Origin of the sequence: Nocardiopsis lucentensis DSM 44048, assembly GCF_000341125.1 — a bacterium.
In the GTDB taxonomy this organism is placed as follows: domain Bacteria; phylum Actinomycetota; class Actinomycetes; order Streptosporangiales; family Streptosporangiaceae; genus Nocardiopsis; species Nocardiopsis lucentensis.
The window spans coordinates 1-4,133 of record NZ_ANBC01000876.1 but is presented as its reverse complement, the minus strand read 5'-3'; the positions used below and the strand labels follow the sequence as shown (position 1 = coordinate 4,133).

Annotated in this window: 5 protein-coding genes; 3 read left to right on the top strand and 2 right to left on the bottom strand. The window is 73.6% G+C overall.

The window, feature by feature from the left end:
- Window positions 1-76 precede the first annotated feature (76 nt).
- Window positions 77-844, bottom strand: a complete 768-nt coding sequence (pcaD, locus tag D471_RS0130135; RefSeq protein ID WP_017602056.1) for a 3-oxoadipate enol-lactonase — start codon at window positions 842-844, stop codon at window positions 77-79.
- Window positions 845-1,019: 175 nt separating this feature from the next.
- Between pcaD and D471_RS0130130 the strand changes: the two genes are divergently transcribed.
- Both D471_RS0130130 and D471_RS0130125 read left to right on the top strand, forming a co-directional pair.
- Window positions 1,020-1,823, top strand: coding sequence for an IclR family transcriptional regulator domain-containing protein (locus D471_RS0130130; RefSeq protein ID WP_017602055.1), 804 nt, complete (start codon window positions 1,020-1,022; stop codon window positions 1,821-1,823).
- Entirely contained in the window at window positions 1,820-2,350 is a 531-nt protein-coding gene (locus tag D471_RS0130125) for a hypothetical protein (protein WP_017602054.1), read from the top strand. The genes D471_RS0130130 and D471_RS0130125 overlap by 4 nt, the downstream gene beginning before the upstream one ends.
- A 23-nt stretch (window positions 2,351-2,373) precedes the next feature.
- Here D471_RS0130125 and D471_RS0130120 read toward each other — a convergent pair whose 3' ends face one another.
- Entirely contained in the window at window positions 2,374-2,985 is a 612-nt protein-coding gene (locus tag D471_RS0130120) for a TetR/AcrR family transcriptional regulator (protein WP_026128235.1), read from the bottom strand.
- Window positions 2,986-3,083: 98 nt separating this feature from the next.
- Between D471_RS0130120 and D471_RS0130115 the strand changes: the two genes are divergently transcribed.
- Window positions 3,084-4,127 (top strand): aldo/keto reductase, encoded by a 1,044-nt coding sequence (locus D471_RS0130115; RefSeq protein ID WP_017602052.1) that lies wholly within the window; start codon window positions 3,084-3,086, stop codon window positions 4,125-4,127.
- Window positions 4,128-4,133 lie beyond the last annotated feature (6 nt).

Sequence of the window (4,133 nt, the reverse complement as noted above, 5' to 3'; positions counted from 1 at the left end):
GAACGCCGCCGCGCCCGCCGCGAGGAGCTGCCCGTCCCGGAGGCGCCGCCCTCCGGGACGGCCCCGTCCGCCGCGCTCAGCCGGTGAAGTGCTCGGTCAGCAGACCGTTGACCTTGGTGGCACGCTGCCAGGAGAGCAGGTGGGCGGCGTCGTCGAGGACCACCATGCGCGCGTCCGGCACACGCTCGGCGATGAGATCGCCGTGGCCGCGCGCAGGCGTGCCGGCATCGTCAGCGCCCGCCACGACCAGGGTCGACGCCTGGATCCGCGGCAGCTCGTCGCGCACGTCGTGGTGTTCGATCGCCTCGCAGCAGCCCGCGTAGCCCTCGGCGTCGGTGGCGGCGATACCGTCGCGCATGCGGATCACGTCCTCGGGGTGCTCCTTGGCGAAACCGGGGGTGAACCACCGCTCCACGACCATGTCGGCGAGCGCGGCCGGCCCCTGGTCCCGGGCGACGGCGGCCCGGTCGCGCCAGACGCTCGGCGGCCCCATGTACGGCGAGGTGGCGAGCAGGGCGAGGCGGTCGATCCGCTCGGGTGCGTGGACACCCAGCCACTGGCCGACCATGCCGCCGAGGGACAGCCCGGCGAAGTGGGCGCGCTCGACGCCCAGCCGGTCCAGGAGTCGCAGGACGTCCCCGCCGAGGTCGGCCATGGAATAGGGCCCCCGGGGGGCGGGGGTGCCCCCGTGGCCGCGCTGGTCGTAGCGGATCACCCGGAACGCGGCCGAGAGCGCCTCGACCTGGGGCTCCCACATCCGGACCGTGGACCCCAGTGAGCCCGCGAGCACCAGCGGCGGGGCGTCCTCGGGCCCGCTCTCGATGTGGTGGACGTCGACGCTCATCGCGTTCCTCCTCGTTCGGTGCCGGTACTTTCCACGCCGCCGGTCCTACCCGTGTTCACGGCCCGCCGATCCTCTCACCCTGGGGAGTGACGACGGTCGAACGGTATGACAACATCGCAGCTACCACGGGCGTTCCCGCTCCCGCCCACCCCCCGGACCCGACCAGGAAGGCCCCATGTCCACCGAAGCCGAACCGGCCCGCGGCACCCACTTCGTGCAGTCCCTGGAGCGGGGACTGACGGTGATCCGCGCCTTCTCCGCCGAACGGCCGTCCATGACCCTGAGCGACGTGGCCCGTGCGACCGACCTGACCCGCGCCGCCGCGCGGCGCTTCCTGCTCACGCTGACCGACTTGGGTTATGTGCGCACCGACGGACGTTTGTTCTCCCTGACCCCGCGCGTGCTGGAGCTCGGCTACGCCTATGTGTGCTCCGCGGGACTGCCCGACGTCGCCCAACCGCATCTGGAAGACCTGTCGGCCCGGGTCCGCGAGTCGGCGTCGGTGTCCGTCCTGGACGGCGACGAGATCGTCTACGTCGCCCGGGTGGCCACGCTGCGCATCATGACCGTGGCGATCACCGTGGGCACCCGCTTCCCCGCGGCGGCGACGTCGATGGGCCGGGTCCTGCTCGCCGGGTTCGACGACGAGGCGCTCGACACCTTCCTCACCGGGACCGAACTCCCGAAACTCACCCGGCACACCATCACCGACCCCGCCGAACTGCGCGCCGAGGTGGTGCGCGTGCGCCACCTCGGCTACGCGGTCGTGGACCAGGAACTGGAGGAGGGGCTGCGCGCCCTGGCCGCGCCCGTCCGCGACACGTGCGGCCGGGTGGTCGCGGCCGTGAACGTGTCCGCGCACGCGGCCCGGTCCTCGCTGGAGGACGTCCGTGAACGCCTACTGCCCGCCCTGCTGGAGACCGCGGCGCTGATCGAGGCCGACCTGGCCTCGGTGGCGCGCCGGGACGCGGAGCGGTGACCGGTTCCGCCTCCCGTCGGTACGCCTACGTCGGCCCCGCCGAACCGCTCGCCCTGGTCCGCGCCGGGGCGGGCGGTCAGCCCGTGGGCGGACCGGACGACCTGGCCGCGTGGTTGGCCACGCGCGCACCCGGTGAGCGGGAGGAGCCGTTCACCTTCGTCGTCGGGGTCGACGGTGTGCTCCGCCTCGCTCCCCGGCGAGGTGAGCACGTGGTCTGCGCCGGAGGGGAGCGGGTCCTGGCCGCCGGGGAGATGACCTTCGGGCGGCGCGGGGACGGCTGGCGCGTGGTCGAGGTGAGCAACCAGTCGACCGGGTACTGCCCCGACCCCGACTGCTGGCCGGCCGTGGCCGCCGCTCTGGACCGGGCCGGGATCGGCCGTCCCGACGGTCTGACGTCGCCGTTCGTCTTCCGGCGCTGCCCGGAGTGCGGTGAGCGCAACCTCGTCAAGGACGACTTCTACGCGTGCGTGTTCTGCGACGCGGACCTGCCCGCCGCGTGGAACCTGGACGCGCCCGGACCCGGGTGAGCGTCGCCTGGACGGCCGCCCCCTCACGAGCGCACGTACGCACCGGCCCTGGCCGCCTCGAACGCGGCCCGGGCCGCACGCGGCGCGCTGTCCTCGTCCAGGGGGTCGCCGCTCATGAGCGCGCGGTAGTACAGCGGCGCCGAGACCGCGCGAACCACCTCCCGGGCGTCGGTGCCCCGAGGCACCTCCCCGCGCTCGACGGCCGCGTCCACGCAGGGCGCCCACTCCCCGATACGGGTGGCGTAGAACCGGTGCAGTGCCCGCGCGGTCCGGTCATCGCAGGTGGCGGCGGCGATCACGGCCCGAAAGAGCGCTCCCTGGCGGGGGTCGGCCAGGGTGGTGCGCACGAGGCGGGCGTTGGCGGTCAGGTCCTCCAGCAGCGATCCCGTCTCCGCCCTGGGCAGGGACTGCTCGGCCATGTCCTCCAACAGGTCGGCCACCAGGGCGGGCACGCTCCCCCAGCGGCGGTAGACGGTCGTCCTGCCGACCTCGGCGCGCCTGGCCACGTCGGCCAGGTCGAGCCGGTCCACTCCGTGCTCGGCCAGCGCGTCACCCGCCGCGCGGAGCACCGCCGCGCGCACGCGCGCCGTCCTCCCACCGGGCCGTACGGTGCCCGGCTCCTCACCCCTCGCCATTAAAGGGACTCCTGTTCCGTTAACTCGCGTTTCATGCTAGCGTGCGCTTCATACTAACGGAACTAGTGTCCCGTTAGAGCTCGAGTGGGAGGATCGTCATGCAGTACCGAACCCTGGGCGCGAGCGGTCTGCGCGTGCCCGAGCTGAGTCTGGGCACGGGAACCTTCGCCGGCCGGGGTCCGCTGTTCGGCGAGTGGGGCACAGGCGACCACCGCCAGGCCCGCCGCCTGGTCGACATCGCCCTGGAGGCGGGGGTGACCCTGTTCGACAGCGCCGACGTCTACTCCGACGGCGCCGCAGAGGAGGCCTTGGGCGCGGCCCTGCGCGGCCGCCGTGACCGGGCGCTCATCTCCACCAAGCTCGGCCTGCCCATGGGCGAGGGCCCCCAGGACGCGGGCACGTCGCGCTCACGGATCATCGACGGCACCGAACGGGCGCTGCGCCGTCTGGACACCGACCGCGTCGACCTGCTCCAGCTGCACGGATTCGACGCCGCCACTCCGGTCGAGGAGAGCCTGTCCGCGCTGGACACCCTCGTGCGCGACGGCAAGGTCCGCTACGTGGGCGTGTCCAACTACGCGGGATGGCAGCTGATGAAGGCGCTGGCCGCAGCCGACCGCCTGCGCCTGCCCCGGTACGTCGCCCACCAGGTCTACTACTCGCTCGTCGGCCGCGAATACGAATGGGAACTCATGCCGCTGGCCGCCGACCAGGGGGTGGGCGCACTGGTGTGGAGCCCGCTGGCGTGGGGTCGGCTGACCGGGCGGATCCGTCGCGGCGCACCGCTGCCCGAGCGCAGCCGCCTGCACCGGACCGCCTCCCTCGGACCGGCCGTGGACGAGGAGCTCCTGTTCGACGTGGTCGACGTCCTGGTCGAGATCGCCGAGGAGACCGGCCGCACCGTCCCCCAGATCGCGATGAACTGGCTGCTGCGCCGGCCCACGGTCTCCTCCGTGATCGTCGGCGCGCGCGATGAGGACCAGCTGCGCGAGAACCTGGGCGCGGTCGGGTGGGACCTGACCCCCGCGCAGGTGGCGCGCCTGGACGCCGTCAGCCACCAGGAGCCGCCCTACCCCCGCTCGCCGTACCACCGCCAGGAGGGGTTCGCCCGGCTGGACCCGCCGATGTTCGCCAGGGCGTGAGAACGC